The following is a 15,705-nucleotide window of genomic DNA, read 5'->3' on the forward strand; positions in this document are numbered from 1 at the left end:
TTTTAGCTATGTGCGTGTCGTTTTCAGAGCGGATTGGCGCATTGGTTTCAGGGGCGCTGCATCTCGAAGCTATCGCGGGTACGGGTATAGGCCATGCCGCCCAGGCGCCCGACCAGGTCGAGCTTGTGCGGATCGATCCGGCCATTGTCGTTGAGCACCGCATCGTCGACGTGGGCGAGCAGCACTTCGGCGAAGATCAGGTGGCAGTTCGGCGCACCCGGCGGATACGCCAGCACCTGCGCCACACGGCACTCGAAGGCCACCGCCGCGCCGGCCACACGGGGTACGCCAACTCGTTCGCCGGCCAAACTGGCGATGCCGCAGCGCTCGAACTCACTTACGCCATGGGGCATATGGGCAGCGCTGGCATTCATCGCCTCGGCCTGGGCGAAGGACACCAACTGGATCACCAGTTCGCCGGTGGCCTGCACGTTGCGCAGGGTGTCCTTGGGGCTGCCGTCGCCGTGCAGATTGACGTTGACCATCAGGGTCGGCGGCGCATCGCTGATCACCTGGAAAAAACTGAACGGTGCCAGGTTGCTGATGCCATCGGGGGAAACACTGGACACCCAGGCGATCGGCCGCGGCGTTACCGTGGATGCCAACCAGCGGTAGGCATCCAAAGGCGTCAGGGTGCTGAAATCCAGTTGCACGGCAAATTCCTCGGTCGATTGGTGGCACCCAGTATGCCAGTCAGCGCCCCCCTCCTTCGACCGCTAATGCCGCTGGTCGGCAGCCCTCGCCGGAGCCCCAGTCCCAACAGCCGAGGTACTCCGTTTTGCTGGTTATCGACTGTTGCAGGGAAGCCTGCGGTAAATCAACAAAAAGGGGATTTCGTCCTTCACTTCCCGCCATACGCCACTAATATGACACTGTAGCTACACGAACAGAGAAATAGTCATTAAATTGACCATAAAGAAAATATCAGCCAACACTACAAAACGAGAAAACCACCATGGATTTTCAGCAAATTGAAGTAGATCGACAGACAGTGGATCCCCAGGAGGATCTGACCTTCCTCCTCGAGCACTACCAACTTAAAAGCTTTCAATATTCAGAGCTGCAACACGAACAGGCCGTACTCGCCTCGGTAGCCGACTGGCCACTGCTGAGCGAAACGCTGCGACCACTGCTCCAGCTTGTCGAAGCCGCGAAACTCGACAAGGCAGACTGAGATGCACCTGATCGCCATACAGGGGCTGCGTGGAGGCTGCGGCACCACGTCAATAGTTGCCGGACTGACCTCAGCCCTGGCAATTCTGCACCAGCCCGTCCTGGCGATCGATCTGTGCCCCAGCAACATACTCAGCCTGCACTTCGGCTTGCCCTTCGATGAGCCCTCCGCCTGGGCGACGCGAGACGCGCAGAGTCCTGCTCAGGCGATAGTTGCCTTTCGCCAGCAGGAACGGGTTTCCGTGCTGCCATTTGGCCGCCACGCTCCCCAGGGTTATGACCCCCAGCGTGCAGTTGACCTGCTCGAGCACGCACTGCGACAACTGGCGCCGTCGAGCGGCACCTTTGTGCTGGTCAATATTCCGCCCTACCTGAACCTGCTCAGTCGCCTCGACCAGCACCCGGACATCCATTGGCTGCACGTGCTGGAGGCCGATCCGGCCTGCCATATCCTGCTCAACTACCAGTTGCACGACAACCAGCACCTGCCACGCAACCACCACTGGCTGATCAACCGCCTGCAACCGTCGCGCAAACTGTCCCACGACCTGCTGGAGCTCTGGCGCCTGGCCCTCGGGCAGCTGCTGGTTCCTTGCGTGATCCATGAAGACGAGGCGATTCGTGAGGCACTGGCGCGCAAGCAACTACTGGGTGAAAGCGCGCCGCACTGCCTGGCCATGCGCGATTTCCTCGCCTTGGCGAGCTGGTGCGTCAATACGGTGGAAAAACCATGAACCAGAGCACCCAACCGCCGCCAGCGCAACCCGGTGCCGAGCAACCCGCGCCTGCCCGGCAGCCAACCCTGCTGATGGCGCTTTTTCGCGTTCTCTGCTGGACGCTCTTTAGCCTGGAATCAGCCAGCTGGCGCTGGCTGCTGGAGCACAGACAGCGGCTCTACCCCCAGGCTCGCTGGTTACGCTTACGCCCGGCCGATCCGCTGCGCATATTGCTGCAGAGCTTGTGGCTGGTGCTGAGAAAACCTGTCGAACAACACCCGCAAAGGCCCGCCCGACTGGCCACCTCGCGCCTGCCGGCATTAAACCGCTGCCTGCAAGCGTTATATAAGCCGGTGCAGCGCATGCTGGCGCGCGGTGGCACCCGCCAGCTCAGCGAACAGCCGGCGCCAGCAAGGCCCGGCGGCACAGCCACCTGGCTGCAGCTGCCAATGCTGCTGGTGGCCCTGCCAGTGCTGGCATTGTGCATAACTCAACCCCTAGAGCCGTATCAACAGGCGCTGTTTGCCGGCCTGCTCTGGCTCATCGCCTTGAGCGTGACACGCTTTTCCGGGCGCCGCGCGACACTGATCCTGATCGTCCTGTCGATCCTGGTATCCAGTCGTTATTTCTGGTGGCGCTACAGCTCCACCCTGAACTGGAATGACCCGCTGGACTTGAGCTGCGGCCTGCTGCTGCTGGCCGCCGAAAGCTATTCCTGGCTGGTGCTGATCCTCGGCTACCTGCAGTCCATCTGGCCGCTCGACCGCCAGCCCTGCCCGCTGCCCGCCAACACGGCCACCTGGCCGAGCGTGGATATCTACATTCCGACCTATAACGAAGATCTGTCAGTGGTACGCCCGACCGTGCTGGCGGCTATTGGCATCGACTGGCCGCAGAGCAAGCTCAATATCTGGATTCTCGACGATGGCAAGCGCGATGAATTTCGCCAGTTCGCCGCTGACGCCGGGGTTGGCTACCTGACCCGCTCGGACAACCGCCACGCCAAAGCCGGCAACCTCAATACCGCGATGGGCAAAACCAGCGGCGAGTTCATCGCCATTTTCGACTGCGACCACATTCCGACCCGCTCCTTCCTGCAGATGACCATAGGCTGGTTTCTGCGCAGCCCGCGGCTTGGTGTGCTGCAAACACCGCATCACTTCCTCTCGGCCGACCCCTTCGAGCGCAATCTGGATAATTTCCGCCGGACGCCGAACGAGAACACCCTGTTCTACGGCCTGACCCAGAATGGCAATGATCTGTGGGACGCGACCTTCTTCTGTGGTTCCTGCGCCATCCTGCGGCGTACCGCGCTGGAAAGCATCGGCGGCTTCGCCGTGGAAACCGTGACCGAGGATGCGCACACCTCGTTACGTCTGCACCGCCATGGCTGGACCTCGGCCTATATTCGCATTCCCCAGGCAGCGGGCCTGGCTACCGAAAGCCTCAGCGCGCACATCGGCCAACGCATCCGCTGGGCCCGCGGCATGGTGCAGATCTTCCGTCTCGACAATCCGCTGTCTGGCCGAGGTCTCTCGCTCGGGCAACGGCTCTGCTACTTCAATGCCATGCTGCACTTTCTGTCCGGGGTGCCACGCCTGATCTACCTCACAGCGCCGCTGGCCTTCCTGCTCCTGCACGCCTACATCATCTATGCCCCGGCCTTGCTTATCCTGCTATTCGTCGTGCCCCACATCGTCCATAGCACCATGACCAACTCACGTATCCAGGGTAAATATCGTCATTCGTTCTGGAGCGAAATCTACGAAACCGTACTCTCCTGGTATATCGCCCGGCCCACCAGTGTCGCCTTGTTCAACCCGCGCAAGGGTACCTTCAACGTCACCGCGAAGGGCGGCCTGATCGAAGATGACCAGTTCGACTGGAAGATGGCCAAGCCCTTCCTGATCCTCGCCACCCTCAACCTGATCGGTCTTCTGTTTGGTATCTACCGCCTGCTCTGGGGGCCGAGCGACGAGCGCCTGACCGTACTGATCAGCCTGTGTTGGGTGCTCTACAACCTGATCGTGCTCGGTGGCGCCCTGGCCGTAGCGGCAGAAGTCCGGCAAATCCGCCGAGCGCATCGCGTTGACCTGCACCTCGACGCAGGCATCCGCCTGCCCTCGGGACATGCCTACCCCTGCACCCTGCTCAATTACTCGGACGGCGGCGTGAGCATCCAGCTACCCCGCGGGCTGAATCTGAGCCTGCCGGACGTTACCAGGCTGTTGCTGTTGCTCAGGCGCGGCCACGAGGAGTTCGAATTCCCAGCCCGCGGCCGCAGCGTTACCCAAGGCATCCTCGGTGCCGAACTGGACCCCATGGACCTGCGCCGTCACGGCCGCTTCGTGCAATGCACCTTTGCCCGCGCGGACACCTGGGCACGCTGGCATGACGGCTTCGAGCAGGACAATCCGCTCAGCAGCCTGCACGGGATTGCCCGCGTCGGTCTCAGCGGCTATCGGCAGACACTGCTGTATGCCCCGGACTGCATTCAACCGCTGATTGCTTTTGCCCGCGACAGTGGCCGGTGGTTCGCCTCTTTCGTACCAGTCACCCCCGCATTCAGCATCGTTCAGACAGGGTCACGGCCATGAATATCCAGTATTTTTCTCGTTGTGTGCTCATGCTTGTTACTTTGATGCTGATCGCCAACAGCGCCTTGGTCGCTGCAACGGAGTCACCAACAACGGACGCGGCGCCGCCAAGCACCTACCAACGCAGCCTGAGTCTCAGCGAGCTTTCTTCACCCGGCGTGCTATTGCTGCGCAATATGTTGCGCCACCTCTACGCCGAGTTCGGTGTGCGCAGCGATGAGCTGATCGATGCCGCCGAACTGCAGTTGTTCTATACCCCCTCCCCGGCTCTGAACGCCAAACGCTCGCACATCAAGGTGTACCTCAATGACGAACTGATGGGCGTACTGCCGATCCTCGACGAGGAAATCGGCCGGGAGGTCAAGCGCACGCTCGCGCTGGACACCAGCTTCATTCGCGACTTCAATCACCTGCGCTTCGAGCTGGTGGCTAGCAACGACACCGCCCCCGAGGATCCCATGCATGCCAGCCTGTGGCTGGACTTCAGTGCCAAGAGCAAATTGCAGCTCAACGTCCTGCGCCTCAAGGTCAGCAACGACCTGGCCATACTGCCGGAGCCATTCTTCGACCACCGGGACAAGGCGGCCCTGCTGCTGCCGTTCGTTTTCAGCCGCGCGCCCAGCCCAGCACAGCAGACCGCCGCAGCCGTCCTCGCCTCCTGGTTCGGCATCCACAGCAGTTGGCGCGGTGCCTCCTTCCCCGTTTCCTTCGGCGGCTTGCCGGCCAATCGTTCGGCGGTGGTGTTTGCCAGCAACCAACAACGCCCGGCGTTCCTCAAGGATTACCCCAAGGTCAGCGCCCCTACCCTGGCCATCATTGACCATCCGAGCACACCCTTTGCCAAACTGCTCCTGGTCCTGGGTGAGGATGACCAGCAGGTACTGGCTGCCGTCCGCGCACTTGTCCTGGGCAGCAGCAGCCTGAAAGGACCTTCGAGTACCCTGCGCAACATCCCCGAAGCCCCGCCGAGAAAGCCCTACGATGCGCCCAAATGGGTGAAAAGCGATGGCCCCACACGCTTCAGCGAACTGCTCGACAACCCGATGCAACTGCAGGCGAGCGGCCTGGTGCCACCGCCACTGAGCCTGACCCTGAGGGTGCCGGCGGATCTGTTCATCTGGCGCAGCCCGGGAGTACCCCTGGATCTGCGCTACCGCTATACGCCACCGTTGCAGAAGGATTCTTCGCTGCTCAGCATCAGCATCAACGACCACTTCGTCCAGGCGTTCCCTCTCAACGATCCGGCACCAGGAAAAATCGCCGGCCTGGCTCAGCAAAACCTGCCCCTGCTCACCCAGCAGCCCGGCAGCAAGCGCCTGCTGATCCCGGCCCAGCTCGTCGGCCCACACAACGAACTGCGCATGAACTTCAGCTTCAATGCCTTGCCCGGCTGCGCCTATGCCGACAACTGCGCCACCAGCCTGCCGATGAACATCCAGGCGGCGATCGACCCCGACTCCAGCATCGACTTCTCGGCCTTCCACCACTACAAGGCGATGCCCGATCTGCAGGCCTTTGCCGAAACCGGTTACCCCTACAGCCGTGTCGCCGACCTCTCGCAGACCCTGGTGCTGATGCCGCCCCAGCCGAGCCAGGCCGAGCTGTCGCTGCTGCTGGCGATCATTGGCAGGATCGGCGCCTATACCGGCTATCCCGCCACCCGCCTGAGCATCAGCGACGACTGGCTGGCGGCGGCGCAGAGCCAGCGTGACCTGCTCCTGATTGGCGCCGTTGCGCCAGCATTCAGCAACGAGCAAGGCCCGGAACTGGGCGCCCTGGGCGTGCAGATAGCGGCCAGCCTGAGCCACCCGGATAGCCGTGCCGTACCCGCGCAGATCAGTGACGCATCTGCCGAACTGGCAGCGCTGGTCGGGTTCAAGTCGCCATTCGACGATAAGCGCAGTGTGGTCGCGCTGATGGCGGGCGACGCCAGCGGCTACAGCCTGATCGAGCAGAACCTGCTCGACAACCAGCGTCGCGCCAGGATCGCCGGTTCGGTGACCTTGATGCACGGAAAGCAGATCGATACGGCCGTGCTTGGCGACTCCTACTATGTCGGCAGCCTGCCCTGGTGGCTGCTGCTCTGGTTCCACCTCGCCGACCACCTGCTGTTCCTGATAGTCCTGGCCTCGCTAAGCGCCGTGTTGCTCGCCAGCGTGATGTTCAGCGCCCTCAGTTTGCTGGCCAAACGTCGACTGCAAGCCCCCGCCTGAGGTGCGCCATGAAACTCTGGATGGTCATGCTGTTAGTCCTTTCGCCGCTCGGCAATTCCGCGCACGCAGGTTGCCAGTGGCCACTATGGGAGCAGTTCAAGCAGCGCTTCGTCGATGCCGGCGGACGGGTAATCGACAGTAGCGACCCACGGGCGATCACCACCTCCGAAGGCCAGGCCTATGCCCTGTTTTTCGCCCTGGCAGCCGGCGATCGCCAGACCTTCGAACGTCTGCTGCGCTGGCTGGAAGACAACCTGGCCCAGGGCGACCTGCAACGGCACCTACCGGCCTGGCTCTGGGGGCGCAACCCGGAGGGCCAATGGCAGGTACTCGACAGCAACTCCGCAGCGGACGCCGACCTCTGGTTGGCCTATAGCCTGCAGGAGGCCGGCAGACTCTGGCAGCACGCCGACTATTCACGTCTGTCGGCCCGGCAACTGGCACTGATCCAGCACCATGAGGTCGCCCAGCTGCCACAACTCGGCCCCGTGTTGTTGCCCGGAACCAAAGGGTTTACCGCTCAGGACCGCTGGACCCTCAATCCCAGCTATTCCCCCCTGCCCCTGCTGCACAGCTTCGCCCACCGCTACCCGAACAGCATCTGGGCGGCAATGCTCGAACCGACCCAGCGCATGCTCGAGCAAACCAGCGCTCGGGGCTTCGTCCCCGACTGGGTGGAGTGGCAAAACGGGCAATGGCAGGCGTCAGCCAAGAGTGGCTGGCAAGGCAGCTACGACGCCATTCGCGTCTACCTGTGGGCGGGCATGCAGGAGCCGCCGGCCAACCTCGTCCAACACTTCCAGCCGATGCTGCGCTACCTCCGGCAGCATGGCCATCCGCCCTTGCGCGTCGACAGCCTGACCGGCACCGCCGAAGGACATGGCCCGCAGGGATTCTCTGCGGCGCTACTGCCCTTGCTCAGCAGAGCCGCAGAACCGCAGCTGCTGCAAGAGCAACTGGCCCGCCTGGCTGCAGAGTCCCTGCAAGTGGACGCCTACTACGACCATGTACTGAGTTTGTTCGGCCAGGGCTGGAGCGAAGGACGCTATCGCTTCTCGCCACGCGGAGCATTGCAACCACAGTCAATCGAGGAATGCTCATGATCAGGCACCTACCGTTTGCCCTGCTGCTGCTGAGCACCAGCGCCCATGCCATCGACGTCAGCGAAGCCCGCCTGCAGTTACTCGAGCAGGTGCGCGCCGGGGAGTCACGCAACAAGGTGGAGTTGATCGAGGAAAGCCTGTACCGACTGTTCAAGCTCAACCCCGACGATCCCGAGGGCCTGGCGGCGTTGATTCGCCTGCAAGTGCGCAAGAATCAACTGACCGAAGCCGAGGCTACCCTCGAACGCCTGAACCGCAGCGCACCCGACAGCGAGACTCTGGTGCTGGCCCGCCTGCACCTGGCAATCAACGAGCCCGAGGCCAAGGAGCGCCTGCAGCAGGCTCGCCTGCTGGCGCGCGCGGGGCGCCCCGAGGAAGCGCTGGCGATGTACGACAGCCTGTTCAAACCCGGCTTTCCCAGTAGCGACCATGCGCTCGAGTACTGGCAGACCCTGGCCAATACCCCGCAAGGCCAAACCAGGGCCCTGCATGGCCTGGAAAATCTGGTTCAGCAATACCCGTACAGCAGCAATTTCCGCCTGGCTCTGGCCAGACAGCGCCTGGCAATCGACCCATACAGCGAGGCAGCCCATGCCGACCTGGAACAGTTGGCCAGCGACCCCTATGCACGCGCGGGCGTTGCCGGCGTCTGGCAAGACCGACTCGAGCGGCTCCCCGTCAATGAGCGCAGTGCCGCCCTCTGGCGCCGCTACCTCAAGCAATACCCGGAGGCCGACGACATCGCCAGACAATCCCTGGCCGAACAGGAAAAGTTGCTCGGCAACCCCTCCTTCCAGGCCAAGCAGCGCGCCCTGAGCAAACTCGAAAGCGACTCGCAGGCGTACCCGGCCATCGAGCGCGACCTGCAACTGGCGCTCAAGGGCTTCCCCACTGACGCGCAAACTCTCGGCGCACTGGGTCTGCTGCGTCAGCGCCAGGGCCGGCAACAGGAAGCCCTGGCCCTGTATGAACAGGCACGCAGCCACGAGGAAAACATCGACAACCTGGGCAAGTGGCAAACCCTGATCGGTGAGTCACGCTTCTGGGCCACCCTCAAGGATGCCGAAGCAGCCGTCGACCAGGGCAAGCTCGAACGCGCCGAGCAGCTTTACCGGCAGGCGGCCAAACTCAAGCCCAACGCACCCGAACCACTCAACGGCCTGGGCAATATCCAGGCCAGACGCAACGACATGGCTGGCGCCGAACGCCACTACCAGGCTGCATTGGCTCGCGATCGCAATAATGCCGGAGCCAAGCGCGGCCTGATCAACCTCTACAGCGCCAGCCAACCCGAACGCGCACGGAAAATCGTCGAAACCTTGCCGGCCGATCAGCGCCAACGCTTCGAACCCGAGTTGAACCGGCTGCAGGCAGCCCAGTTGGTCACCCAGGCCCAACAGCACGCCGACCAGCAACGCTGGGCCACCGCCAAACATCTGCTTGAGCAGGCCCTGCGCCTGCAACCGGACAACCCCTGGATCGCCTACGACCTGGCCAAGGCCCGCGTGCAACTCGACGACCCAGCAGCCGAACAGAGCTTTGCCGGCCTGTTGCGGCGTACACCGTACGACCCGGCCTCGCGCTATGCCCACAGCCTGTTCCTGGCCAGCCAGGATCGCCCCCAGCAAGCCCTGGACAGTCTGGCCAGGGTGCCCAGAACCAAATGGGACAACGACATGCGTGCCCTGGATCGGCGCTTGCGCTTCGCTCAGGTAATGAGTAATGCCCGCCAGATGCATACCCAGGGACGCGAGCATGCAGCCAGCGATTACCTGCGGCTGCAGCAACGGCAATATCCCGAGGAGGTCGCCATCCCCCTGACACTCGGCGAATGGGCCGAACGGCGAGGCAACCGAGCAGAAGCGGAGCGTCAATACCGTCTTGCCCAGCAACTCGAACCGCACAACAGCGAAGCCGAACTCAGCCTGATCGAACTCGCCCAGCTGCGCCGCGACGCCGATGTTCGGCAGCGTCTCGAGGCGTTTGCCCCGGCCACACCCGCGCCCAGTCAGCAACGGCGTATCGCCAATCTCTGGCTGCAACTCGGCGATCAGGCCAAGGCCGAGCAAGTGATGGCCCAGGCCCGTCTCGCCGCCCCGGAGGACCCCTGGATCTGGCGCGACAGCGGCCGCCTGGCCCTGGCCGGTGGTCAGCCGCAAGAGGCTCTGGCAGCCTACCGCGAGGCCATGCGCAGTAGCGGCATCGCCCTGGCGCCGGAAGATACCCTGGCTTTTACCCGCAATACCCGAACCAATGGCGAAGACGACTGGCTCAGACGCAGCATCCGCAGCGACTCCGCCGAGCTCTACCTGCACCAGGCGCCCACCGCCACCGTGCAGTACAGCTACCTGGAAAGCCAAGGTACACCCGGTTTCTCCGACCTGCAGGCCGGCTACCTGATCGCCGAAGTGGCGCACCCGCTGGGCAGCGGCCGGGGTTTCCTGCGCGCCGAACAGGTGACCCTGGATAGCGGCAGCTTCGACAACCTGCTCGACGCCGACGACTTCGGCAGCGTGCTCATCTGCCAGCAACGCGGTGAAGCCTGCGACCGCGGCGACCGCCACCAGCGCGAAGAAGGCACTGCGCTGGCCATCGGCTGGCGCAGCGAGCGCCTGGAGTGGGACATCGGCACCACGCCACTGGGCTTCCCGGTGGAGGATGTGGTTGGCGGCATACGAATCAGGGGTGACCTGGCCAAGCTGGGCTGGACCCTGGACGTCTCGCGCCGCGCCCTGAACAACTCGCTGCTGTCCTTCGCCGGCACCGAGGATCCGCGCACCGGCGAAACCTGGGGCGGCGTTCGCGCCAACGGTATTCGGCTGGGTCTGAGCTACGACGAGGGTGGCAGCTACGGCATCTGGTCAAGCCTGCAGGCGCACCGCCTGACCGGCAAGAACGTCGAGGACAACGACCGCTACCGGCTGATGGCCGGGGTCTACTTCCGGATCATCGACGAGCCAGACCGGCGCCTGCGGATCGGCGGTAACGCCATGTACTGGCACTACCAGAAGGACCTCAGCGGCTACACCTTCGGCCACGGCGGATATTACAGTCCGCAGCAGTACCACTCGCTCTCGGTGCCGATCAACTATGCCCAGCGCTGGGGTGACTGGTCGATCTACGCCGAGGCTTCAACAGGCTTCTCCTGGGCGCGCAACGACGACTCGCCCTACTTCCCGACCCGCAGCGACCTGCAAAGCGAAGCCGGCAACCCGATCTTCGAGGGCGGTAGCAGCGACGGATTCAGTTACCGTTTCAGCTTCTCGGCGGAACGGCGGTTGAGCCCGAACTGGTTCGTCGGCGGCATGCTCGGCATGGAGCGTTCGGTGGGCAGCGACTACGAGCCGCGCGGCGCTTTGCTCTATCTGCGCTACAGCTTCGCGCCCTGGGATGGCGACCTGAGGATGCCCCCGGAACCCCTGGAGGAATACGCCCAGTTCAATTGAGCGCACTGCAACTCGGCCAGCCCGCATCACGGCAGTGACGCGGGCTGTTTTTCAACGTTGCGGGTAAGGGATCCAGCTCTGGTTTTCCATGCGCAGGTAATGCTCGTTGTGCAGGCGCACCATCACACTGCCCTCGTTTTCCGCCACCACCACATCCAACTGCGGAAGATCCCGGGTCACGCCGAGCAGGTCGAAGTCCGCATTACGGTAGGCCTCACCATCGACCAGCCGCGCAATCAGCTCGGACAAGGCCTGATAGCTGCTCGGTGCCTGGATATGCAGCGGCCGCTGAGGCAACTGCGCCTTGGCATTGATCAGTTTGAGTCCGGCCGGAATGTGGGTAACCGTCGGGCTGGGGATCTCGCGCATGCCCTTGACCTGCATCAGATCACCGCGCAGGGCCGCACCATGCTCGGCAACTATGACCAGCAGCACCGGCTTGGCAGATGCCTGCAAATGCTCGATGAAACTGTCGAGATCATCCAGCACCTGACCCAAACTGGCCTTGTAATCTGCGCTGACGGCCTTGCCGGTGACCTTGTCCAGCCGACGATTGCCATCGTGCAAGGTGATCGAGTTGTAGAACAACGCCTCGCGCGGCGAGCCTGAACTCAGCCGCTGCTGCCACCACTGGGTCAGCACTTCGCGATCGCGATAGATGGGTGAACCGTCGAACCCGGTCAATGCCGGGCGCAATTGACCGAGTGGGCTGGCCGCAGCTTGCAGGCGGCCACCGTCACGCAACAGGCCGAGCAGGTTGTCGAAGCGACCGGTGTGATTGAGCAGCAAGCCATCGGTGAAACCCAGCTGTTTGAGGTTTTCGAACAGGAAACATTGCTTGGCCGCGGGGCGATACAGATCGGCATTCGAAGCCTGGCCACAACTGGCGCGCAACAAGCGCAGCACTGCCGGGCCGCTGTAGGTGGCCGCGGAGTTGAAATCATCGAAGAGGATATCCATCTTGGCCCACAACGGATGCTGGACCATACCGGCCTCCTCCAGGTCATCCCAGGCCATGGAACAGATATTCAGCATCAGCACATCAATGGGTACGGCGTCAGCCGCCAGCTGGCTGGGAAATTGCGTGACCTGCTGCCCCTGGGTCGCATAAAAGCCGTCCAAGGCCGCGTTCAGAAAAGCATCATCGATCACGGCAGGCGCCACATCGCCCGCCACGGGGGCGATGCTTGCCGGGGTCGACAGCACGACCGGAACGGTGCCCTGCTGGCGGGTGAACAGCTGGGCATTGCCAATCACCAGCACCAACACCAGCGCCACCACCGTGAAGCTGGTCACCCGGATCCACTGGCTGACGAACAGGTAGCCAACCAACAGGATCAGCCCTGCGGCTAGCCAGGTCGGATTGATGAAGCGCCCTGCCAGCTCCAGCATGTACTCAGGACTGAACTGGGTGATCTGCGCGGAATTGGCGATCAGACGGCTGAACGGCGGCAGCCAGCTGTCGTAGTAGTACAGGGCGACGCCCAGCGGAATGGCGAGCACATGGCGCAAGCGATGCAGCCATTGCGGCGGCAAAGGCAACAGCAGGAAAGCGGCGAAAGCCAGATTTTCCAGGGCATGAAAATTCAGCTGGCCATACCAGAGCAAAACCAATTTGGTGATGAAATAGAAATTCCACAAGCCCAGACCACGCCACGAACTCATGGCAGCCGGCAACACCACAGCACTGCTTTGCTGCATGGCCAATCCCCAACCAGTCAACGCTGCCCTATGCGTTTCTACCGCTGCGTCGCCCCAGCGAGTGAAAACGGCACTCATGCCTTAAGCATTGCTGCTGATTGGCAAAAGGCAAATGCCGATTGGCTGGTTGATCGAGCTTATGGGGAGGGGGGATTCGAGGCGGTCGCTGACGCAACCGCCGGAAGGGTCTAACGGCCGGCGCGCGACTCGCGGATGTAGAAGCGCGCCCGTTCGGACTTGCTGGTACAGCCCTCGTAGCTTTCGAATTGCTGCTGGGTTTTCGCTGCGGTCAGCAGCGACAGGGCCTTGGAGTAGCTCACTGTGCCGGCAAAGCCTTCGGCCTTGGCCAGATCCAGCTCGGCCCAGGCCGCGTTCAGTTGCTTGGCGCAGCTATCGCGGTAGGCGGTTTTGCCGGCGCAACCGGCCAGCAGCAAGGCGATCATCGGTAGCAAGATCCAGGCTTTCATGTTGCGCACTCCTTGATAGCGGGAAACAACCAGAGGTTGATGATTCGATATGACGACCGCGGGACGAAAAAGTGCCCGCACTCCTCAAGAATGGGCGCGCTGGCGAAGAAACGCCACTACGTCCGCCTGTTCGCCCACAAACTCGATCCGCCCAGCCTTGTTCTCGCGCTGGAAGGCGTACATGGGATCGTAATACTCCACCAGCAGCGCCTCGATCCAGCCACGGTGCAGATCCACCACGCCCTGGCTCTGCTGCTCGAGCAGGGCTTGATCCATGATCGCCGCCAGACGCTGGTAACGTTCCCCGCCCAGACGCTTGAGGATGTTCGCCAGGCTCTGCTGCAGGCGCTCGGCGAAGGCCTTGAAGCCCTCCTGGGCGCCGTACAGGGCGACGAATTCAGCGCACAGGTCGATCACGTAGTCCTTGAGAATGCGCTCGACCCGGCCCGCCAGGCTGTCTTCCAGCCAGACCAGGGGGAACTCCTGCATGCCCTGGTAGAGCTCCAGCGGCACAGCGCTCTTGCCGATGATGCGGCCCTCATCCTCGAGCACGAACTGCTGGATGCCCGCCGCGCGTTTTTTCAGGATGTCGATGGCCAGGGCATTCTCGAAATCGATCTGCGCCGGCTGGATCGTGGCGCGTTTGCCGAAGCTGGAACCGCGGTGATTGGCATGGCCTTCCAGATCCAGGCTGTTGTCGAGTTGCGCGATCACCTCGGTCTTGCCGGTGCCGGTCATGCCGCCGACCAGGATGAAGTCGCACTGCGCCGTCGCCTGCTGGGTGGTTTCCAGAAGGAAGGCACGCATCGCCTTGTAGCCGCCGATCACCCGCGGGTAGTCGATGCCAGCCTCGCTTTTCAGCCATTGCTGGACGATCTGCGAGCGCAGGCCGCCGCGAAAGCAATACAGATAACCCTGCGGATTGGCCCTGGCGAAGGCCGCCCAGGCCTCGATGCGCTGCGTCTTGAGCGCACCGCTGACCAGCTGCTGACCCAGTTCGATGGCCGCTTGCTGGCCGCGCTGCTTGTAGCAGGTGCCCACCTTCTGCCGCTCGTCGTCATCCATCAGCGGCAGGTTGATGACCCCGGGGAAGGCGCCCTTGGCGAACTCCACCGGGGCACGGGCATCCATCATCGGCACGTCGTCGAGAAACAGCTGGCGGTAATCCTGGGTGTTGTCGCGCATCACAGCACCTCGACGGCGTAAGTCTGTCGCTCGAGCAACTGGCCGATCGGTTCGAGTGTCAGGCCCAGTTCGGCGGCGACCGCGAGAAACTCCGCCTCGCCCTCGGCGGTCACCGCAACCAGCAAACCGCCGCTGGTCTGCGGGTCGCACAGCAAAAGTTTGTGCAATTCGGCCAGTGGCGCGATCTTCTCACCGTAGCTGTCGAAGTTGCGCTGGGTGCCACCAGGCACACAGCCCTGCTCCAGGTAATACTCGGCACTGGCCAGGCGCGGCACCCTGGCGAATTCGATGCGCGCGGTCAGGCCGCTGCCGTCGGCCATCTCGACCAGGTGGCCGAGCAGGCCGAAACCGGTGACGTCGGTCATCGCGGTCACGCCGGCGAGCTTGCCGAAACGGCTGCCCGGCTTGTTCAGGGTGCACATCCAGTCGCGCGCCAGGCCGACGTCCTCGGCGCGCAGCTTGGCCTGTTTCTCCGCGGTGGTGAGGATGCCAATGCCCAGGGGCTTGCTCAGGTACAGCCGGCAACCCGCTGTGGCGGTGTCGTTGCGCTTCATGTGACGCTTTTCCACCAGGCCGGTAACGGCCAGGCCGAAGATCGGCTCGGGGGCATCGATGGAGTGCCCGCCAGCCAGCGGGATACCCGCCTGGTCGCACACCGAGCGGGCGCCGCGAATCACCTCACGGGCCACTTCCGGGGCCAGCAGATTGACCGGCCAGCCGAGAATGGCGATGGCCATCAGCGGGTCGGCGCCCATGGCGTAGATGTCGCTGATCGCATTGGTCGCGGCGATCCGGCCAAAATCGAAGGGGTCGTCGACGATCGGCATGAAGAAGTCGGTGGTCGACACCACCCCGCGTTCTGCGTCGATGGCGTAGACCGCCGCATCGTCACGCGAGGCATTGCCGACCCACAGATTCGGGTCGAGATTCTGCGCGCCGCTGCCGGCCAGGATCACTTCCAGCACCTTGGGGGAAATCTTGCAGCCGCAGCCAGCGCCGTGGCTGTACTGGGTCAAACGGATCGGCTCGCTCATGAAATCTCACTCATATCGTCGACAGGCGGCGGCATTCTAGCAAATGTCGCCTTGGCGCCAGTGATCGGCG

Annotated in this window: 11 protein-coding genes; 6 read left to right on the plus strand and 5 right to left on the minus strand. The window is 63.2% G+C overall.

Translation table 11 applies throughout. The annotated features are described in order from the left end of the window. Positions 1-47: 47 nt before the first annotated feature. The gene (locus R3355_RS04675) at positions 48-653 is read right to left on the minus strand and encodes a flavin reductase family protein (protein WP_318960261.1); all 606 of its coding nucleotides are present in this window, start codon (positions 651-653) and stop codon (positions 48-50) included. 302 nt (positions 654-955) lie between these two features. On the opposite strand from R3355_RS04675, the gene bcsR reads away from it, so the two are divergent. The 6 genes from bcsR to bcsC are packed head-to-tail and all read left to right on the plus strand — an operon-like array spanning position 956 to position 11,248. Beyond that, positions 956-1,174, plus strand: a complete 219-nt coding sequence (bcsR, locus tag R3355_RS04680; protein WP_318946034.1) for a BcsR/BcsP family cellulose biosynthesis protein — start codon at positions 956-958, stop codon at positions 1,172-1,174. Between the two features lies 1 nt (position 1,175). Beyond that, positions 1,176-1,907 (plus strand): cellulose biosynthesis protein BcsQ, encoded by a 732-nt coding sequence (bcsQ, locus tag R3355_RS04685; protein ID WP_318960262.1) that lies wholly within the window; start codon positions 1,176-1,178, stop codon positions 1,905-1,907. Continuing rightward, the gene (bcsA, locus tag R3355_RS04690) at positions 1,904-4,486 is read left to right on the plus strand and encodes a UDP-forming cellulose synthase catalytic subunit (RefSeq protein WP_318960263.1); all 2,583 of its coding nucleotides are present in this window, start codon (positions 1,904-1,906) and stop codon (positions 4,484-4,486) included. Before bcsQ ends, bcsA begins: the two co-directional genes overlap by 4 nt. A gap of 29 nt (positions 4,487-4,515) precedes the next feature. Further along, on the plus strand, positions 4,516-6,699 hold the full coding sequence (bcsB, locus tag R3355_RS04695; protein WP_318960264.1) for a cellulose biosynthesis cyclic di-GMP-binding regulatory protein BcsB: 2,184 nt from the start codon (positions 4,516-4,518) through the stop codon (positions 6,697-6,699). 8 nt (positions 6,700-6,707) lie between these two features. Then, positions 6,708-7,802 (plus strand): cellulose synthase complex periplasmic endoglucanase BcsZ, encoded by a 1,095-nt coding sequence (bcsZ, locus tag R3355_RS04700; protein WP_318960265.1) that lies wholly within the window; start codon positions 6,708-6,710, stop codon positions 7,800-7,802. Then, positions 7,799-11,248, plus strand: a complete 3,450-nt coding sequence (bcsC, locus tag R3355_RS04705; protein ID WP_318960266.1) for a cellulose synthase complex outer membrane protein BcsC — start codon at positions 7,799-7,801, stop codon at positions 11,246-11,248. The genes bcsZ and bcsC overlap by 4 nt, the downstream gene beginning before the upstream one ends. Before the next feature lie 51 nt (positions 11,249-11,299). Here the strand turns inward: bcsC and bcsG are convergent, their stop codons facing one another. The 4 genes from bcsG to selD all read right to left on the minus strand — a co-directional run bounded on the left by bcsG (position 11,300) and on the right by selD (position 15,635). Then, on the minus strand, positions 11,300-12,949 hold the full coding sequence (gene bcsG, locus R3355_RS04710) for a cellulose biosynthesis protein BcsG (RefSeq protein WP_318960267.1): 1,650 nt from the start codon (positions 12,947-12,949) through the stop codon (positions 11,300-11,302). A gap of 188 nt (positions 12,950-13,137) precedes the next feature. Further along, positions 13,138-13,416: a hypothetical protein gene (locus R3355_RS04715; RefSeq protein ID WP_318946027.1), complete on the minus strand. Its 279-nt coding sequence runs from the start codon at positions 13,414-13,416 to the stop codon at positions 13,138-13,140. A gap of 84 nt (positions 13,417-13,500) precedes the next feature. After that, on the minus strand, positions 13,501-14,601 hold the full coding sequence (gene mnmH, locus R3355_RS04720) for a tRNA 2-selenouridine(34) synthase MnmH (RefSeq protein WP_318960268.1): 1,101 nt from the start codon (positions 14,599-14,601) through the stop codon (positions 13,501-13,503). After that, positions 14,601-15,635 (minus strand): selenide, water dikinase SelD, encoded by a 1,035-nt coding sequence (gene selD / locus R3355_RS04725; RefSeq protein WP_318960269.1) that lies wholly within the window; start codon positions 15,633-15,635, stop codon positions 14,601-14,603. The genes mnmH and selD overlap by 1 nt, the downstream gene beginning before the upstream one ends. Positions 15,636-15,705: the final 70 nt, after the last annotated feature.

Source organism: Pseudomonas sp., assembly GCF_033723075.1.
Taxonomy (GTDB): Bacteria; Pseudomonadota; Gammaproteobacteria; order Pseudomonadales; family Pseudomonadaceae; genus Aquipseudomonas.

Coding starts and splice junctions, on each gene's coding strand:
- bcsR (WP_318946034.1), top strand. CDS start 956: ATGGATTTTCAGCAAATTGAAGTAGATCGACAGACAGTGGATCCCCAG.
- bcsQ (WP_318960262.1), top strand. CDS start 1,176: ATGCACCTGATCGCCATACAGGGGCTGCGTGGAGGCTGCGGCACCACG.
- bcsA (WP_318960263.1), top strand. CDS start 1,904: ATGAACCAGAGCACCCAACCGCCGCCAGCGCAACCCGGTGCCGAGCAA.
- bcsB (WP_318960264.1), top strand. CDS start 4,516: ATGCTTGTTACTTTGATGCTGATCGCCAACAGCGCCTTGGTCGCTGCA.
- bcsZ (WP_318960265.1), top strand. CDS start 6,708: ATGAAACTCTGGATGGTCATGCTGTTAGTCCTTTCGCCGCTCGGCAAT.
- bcsC (WP_318960266.1), top strand. CDS start 7,799: ATGATCAGGCACCTACCGTTTGCCCTGCTGCTGCTGAGCACCAGCGCC.
- bcsG (WP_318960267.1), bottom strand. CDS start 12,949: ATGCAGCAAAGCAGTGCTGTGGTGTTGCCGGCTGCCATGAGTTCGTGG.
- R3355_RS04715 (WP_318946027.1), bottom strand. CDS start 13,416: ATGAAAGCCTGGATCTTGCTACCGATGATCGCCTTGCTGCTGGCCGGT.
- mnmH (WP_318960268.1), bottom strand. CDS start 14,601: ATGCGCGACAACACCCAGGATTACCGCCAGCTGTTTCTCGACGACGTG.
- selD (WP_318960269.1), bottom strand. CDS start 15,635: ATGAGCGAGCCGATCCGTTTGACCCAGTACAGCCACGGCGCTGGCTGC.